Here is a 4322-nt window from a genome sequence, read left to right as displayed (position 1 = left end):
GGGTCCGCCATCGACTTCCGGAGCAAGGCGCCCGGGCGCATCGCGCAGGAGGTCAGGGACCTCGCCGTACGCCCCGACGCCCGCCGCGGCCCGACGCCCGCCGCGGCCCCACGCCCGCCGCCGACGGCCCGGACCCCGGCGGCCGCGACGGAGCAGCACGCGCCGACGGCGTCCCTCGACGTCGTCGTGCGCAACCCGAGGGAGCGGTTCGGCACCGAGTACGTGTCGTTCCTGTTCGTCGACGTCGTCGGCCGGCAGACGGTCCGGGTCGACGAGGAGACGGTCACCCGGCAGGGCCGCCGCGCCGAGCAGGTCCGCCTGTCCGGCAGCAGCTACGAGGGCGTGCTGCGCTCCAGGAACTGCTGCACGCACCCGCGGCCCCGCCCCTCGCGACACGGTGTCGAGCGCCGGGGCGGACACCTGACCCGGTCGCTCCCGCCGCCTCGGGTGCAGCCCGGATGTCGCTGGGCCCGCCGAGCGATGCCGTCCGGGCACCGGTTTCACGGCGATTCCCGGATTGACTGTTCAACCTTCCCTCGCCGGGTAGGCGCATGCCGGAAGCAGAACCGTGTAGACCCCGATCCGTGGACGGGCGGTGATTCGGATGACGGCACCCACCTCCTCCCTCGGCCGCCGGCCCGGGGAGACCGCAGGCGGCAGCGAGCGGGTGTTCGGCCTGCGTCTGGAACACGATCCGCGCGCGGCGGCGACCGCCCGCCACGCGGCCCGTCCGGTGCTCAGCGCATGGGGACTGGACGACGACCGGCTCTACGACACCCTGCTGGTCCTCTCCGAGCTCGTCACCAACGCCGTCACCCACGGTCGGCCCCCCGCGGTCCTGTACCTGCGCGCCCAGGACAGCCCGGGTCAGGTCCAGGTCCACGTCAGCGACGGAGGACCGCAGGGCGCCCCGGCCGGCTGGGCCACCGACCGGCCCGCCGACGAACGCGGCCGCGGCGCCTCGATCGTCGCCGCGCTCGCCGACAGCACCGGAATCACCGACCGCACCGGAACGCTGATCGACCATTGGGCCGACATCCCCGCTGCCTGAATCACGCCGGCCGACCCGTCGGCGGACTGCTCCGGCGAGGTGCGGGGGTTGCAGGCCGACACCGGCGCCGGCCGGACAGTGGCCTTCACGATCCGAAAGCCGGCCTGAACAGCGCCGGGTCCACTGATGCCGAGGGGCCGTCAGGGACGCCCTCTGCGCCTGTCCGAAGCCGAGAGGATGCGTTACCTCCGCCACCGGACCGCACTTCGGCTCTGCGCCGCCGACCCGACCCACCGCTTCCACCCGGAGGCTGACACCGTCCCGGACGACGGCATCTGCACCATCTGCGGAGGTGCGTTGTACCAACGCGACGACGAGGACCACGTCCGCCGGCTGGTCGGCGAGCACGAAGCGCGGCTGGAGCCCGTGGCGCAGCACTACGCCCAGCAGCACCTCCTCCTCGAACTCGACGCGAGCGGTACATCCGCCGAGGTGACGAGCCGTGCGGTGATCGCCCTCCGGGAGCGGAGCCGCTGACGTCGGCGGGCTGTGCACGGCTCGGACCGCGGCTCCCGGGCCTCGGCCCGGCCTCGGCCCGGACTGCACGGGGAGCTCCGAACGGGCGGTGGCAGCAGCCGGTCTGACCGGGGCTCGAAATTTCGTGCGGGGCCGAATCGTCCGCGCTACGGTATGGGCCGTTCGGGGCCTGCCGGCCCCCGGTAGAGAGCGATGCCTCCGTGCACTCTTCTTCTTCCCCACGTCGTCCAGGCCGTTCCACCGCCGCCGCGGCGGCCGTCGGAGTGGTGCTGGTCGCCGTGGGTTCGGTGCAGCCCGCCTCGGCGCACGCCGCCGGCAAGGACCGCCCCTCGGTGGGTTCTCCGGGCACCTCGCCCGCGAGCGCGTGCGCGGGTGGCACGGTGCTCGGCGACACGTCGGTGGCCTTCCGCGCCCGGCTGCAGGATCCGGCGGGTACGGCGCTGAGCGCCGAGTTCCGGCTCGTCCGTGCGGACCGGCCGGGGACGGCGGTCATGGCGGTGGGTCCGGGGAAACTGACCGTGGCGTCGGGTCAGGAGGCGGTGGTGGAGGTGCCCGCCGCGACGTTCGAGAACGCCGCGGGTGGGCGGATCACCGACTTCGTGTGGCAGTTCCGGGCGGACGCCGACGGTCTCAAGAGCCAGTGGTCGCCGCAGTGCCGGTTCGCCTTCGACCCGACCCGGCAGGGTGCGCCGGTCGTCGCGGGGCCGAGCGGCGCGGTGATCGGCAAGCCGGTGACCGTGACGGTGGCGCCTCCGGCCGACGGTTCGGTGCCGGCCGGCTACTCGTACCAGCTGAACGTCGGTGCTCCGGTGGAGGTCCCGGCCGACGGCGGCCGCGCGGTGATCACGCTGAAGCCCGACCGGGCCGTCAACACCCTCACGGTCACCAGCCTTTCCCCCGGTGGGAACTCCGGCGGCCGGGTGCAGCTGACGTTCTCCGCCGCGGCGCCGCCGCCGAACCTCACGACCGCCGATCTGACCGGTGACGGCGTGCCCGACCTGGTGACGGTCGGTGGACGCGACGGGCTGCCGTCGGGCATCTGGCTGGCTCCCGGCACCGGCGACGGCCACGTCGGCCCCGCCGTGAACATCGGCGCGGCGGGCCCGGGCTTCAGCACCGAGCCCACCCCGTCCGACTGGGACGGCGCGGTGCCGCTCACCGGACGGTTCACCGGCGGGTCCTTCCAGGACCTGCTGTTCTACTACCCGGGCGGCATCCGGGCCGGCCACTTCGGGGTGCGCGCCGGCGACGGCGGCGGAGGTGCGCTGCCCGCGGGCGGGCCGAACGGTGACCTCACCGACTGGGTGGGCAGCTACCCCTCGCAGGTCGCCGAGGCCGGTACGGTCTCCGGCCGCGCCACCGGGTTCCCGGACCTGCTGGGCATAGCGCCGGACGGCTCCGGCGGCACCGCGCTCAGCCTGTACCCGGCGGGCTGGGTCACCGGCGTGTTCGACATGCCGACGGCGCTGAACGTCCGTACCCCCGACGGCACCGACTGGAACGACTGGACGATCGCCTCGACCGAGGTCGCCGCGCCGGGCGGCACCACCAGCACCGCGCTGTTCCTGTGGAAGAAGTCCACCGGCGAGCTGGACGTGTGGAAGGACCTGGCCGCCGACCCGAACACCGGCGCCCTGACCTACCACGCGTTCCCGGTGGCCACCGGCTGGAACACCGGCGCCGACGTGCAGCTCCGGGCAGCGGACATCGACTCGGACGGCACCCCGGACCTGTGGACGGTCGGTGCGGGCGGCCAGGTCACCGCGAACCTGTTCCACGGCCTGTCCGCCACCGGACCGGCCGGCCTCACCCAGGTGAACAGCACCCTCTCCCACTGATCCCGCGGCGGCAGCCGAAGCGCCCCCGGACCTCCCGGGGCGCTTCGGCGTGTCCGGCCTCCTCCGATCCGCGTGCGTCCGGTCGGCCGTCCGTCGCACTCGCGTGCCGACGGGGTGCCCGTCCTCGCTCCACACACGATCGGAACGCGGACGGGCCTACCGGCGACGGTGGTCGTTGGGCGCCAGGCGCGGCCCGAACCGTGGTGCGCGGACGCCGAGGGTGCGGATGAGGCGGCAGACGCGGTGGCGGTGGCCGGCGTAGGGGGCGAGGAGTTCGAGCATCTCCTCGTCGGTGCCGCGGGCCTTCCCGGCGAGGGCCCAGACGACGGTGTTGGGCAGGTGGAGGTCGCCGACGGAGACCGCGTCCGGGTCGCCGTTGCAGCGCTGCAGGGTCTCGGCCGCCGTCCACGGACCGATGCCCGGTACGTGCATCAGCCGGGCCGCCGCCTCGGTGCCGGCCATGGCGGAGGCCTCCTCCAGGCGGGGCGCGAGCCGTACCGCGCGGAGGATCGTCTCGGTGCGCTTCGCATCGACCCCGGCGCGGTGCCAGGACCAGGAGGGCACGAGTGCCCATTCCCGTGCCGACGGCGGGACCACGAGTCCGAGTTCGGTGCCGGGCCCGGGCGCCGGAGTTCCGTGACGGCGCAGCAGGTACCGCCAGGCGCGGTGCGCCTCGGTCACGGTGACCTTCTGCTCCAGGACGGACGGCACGAGCGAGTCCATCACCAGCCCGCTCGCGCCCAGGCGCAGACCGGGGTTGCGGCGCTGGACGTCCCGCAGCTTCCCCGGCGGCAGCACCAGTCCGTCCGGCCGGTCGTTCGCGCCGAGCATCGCCGGGAGTTGCTCCAGCAGCCAGTCCGCGCCCGGCCCCCACGCGGTCGCGGCGACGGCGCCCTCGGCCGGCCGGGCCGCGATCCGCAGCGTCCCCAGGCCCGCCGGGGTGCGCGACGCCCGCC

At 74.8% G+C, this 4322-nt stretch carries 4 protein-coding genes; 3 read left to right on the top strand and 1 reads right to left on the bottom strand.

Features of this window, described 5'->3' with window-relative positions:
* Window positions 1-604 precede the first annotated feature (604 nt).
* The 3 genes from ABZ641_RS27210 to ABZ641_RS27200 all read left to right on the top strand — a co-directional run bounded on the left by ABZ641_RS27210 (window position 605) and on the right by ABZ641_RS27200 (window position 3366).
* On the top strand, window positions 605-1051 hold the full coding sequence (locus ABZ641_RS27210) for an ATP-binding protein (protein WP_344624922.1): 447 nt from the start codon (window positions 605-607) through the stop codon (window positions 1049-1051).
* 177 nt (window positions 1052-1228) lie between these two features.
* Window positions 1229-1528, top strand: a complete 300-nt coding sequence (locus tag ABZ641_RS27205) for a hypothetical protein (RefSeq protein WP_359985804.1) — start codon at window positions 1229-1231, stop codon at window positions 1526-1528.
* 266 nt (window positions 1529-1794) lie between these two features.
* Entirely contained in the window at window positions 1795-3366 is a 1572-nt protein-coding gene (locus ABZ641_RS27200) for a hypothetical protein (protein ID WP_359985801.1), read from the top strand.
* 156 nt (window positions 3367-3522) lie between these two features.
* Here ABZ641_RS27200 and ABZ641_RS27195 read toward each other — a convergent pair.
* Window positions 3523-4322: DNA-3-methyladenine glycosylase 2 family protein (locus tag ABZ641_RS27195; RefSeq protein WP_359985798.1), on the bottom strand; the 800-nt coding region annotated here is incomplete at its 5' end.

The organism is Kitasatospora sp. NPDC007106, from assembly GCF_040634455.1.
GTDB classification, from domain to species: domain Bacteria; phylum Actinomycetota; class Actinomycetes; order Streptomycetales; family Streptomycetaceae; genus Kitasatospora; species Kitasatospora arboriphila.
Note: the sequence above shows the minus strand (reverse complement) of the source record. Positions and strands in the feature narration are given on the sequence as shown.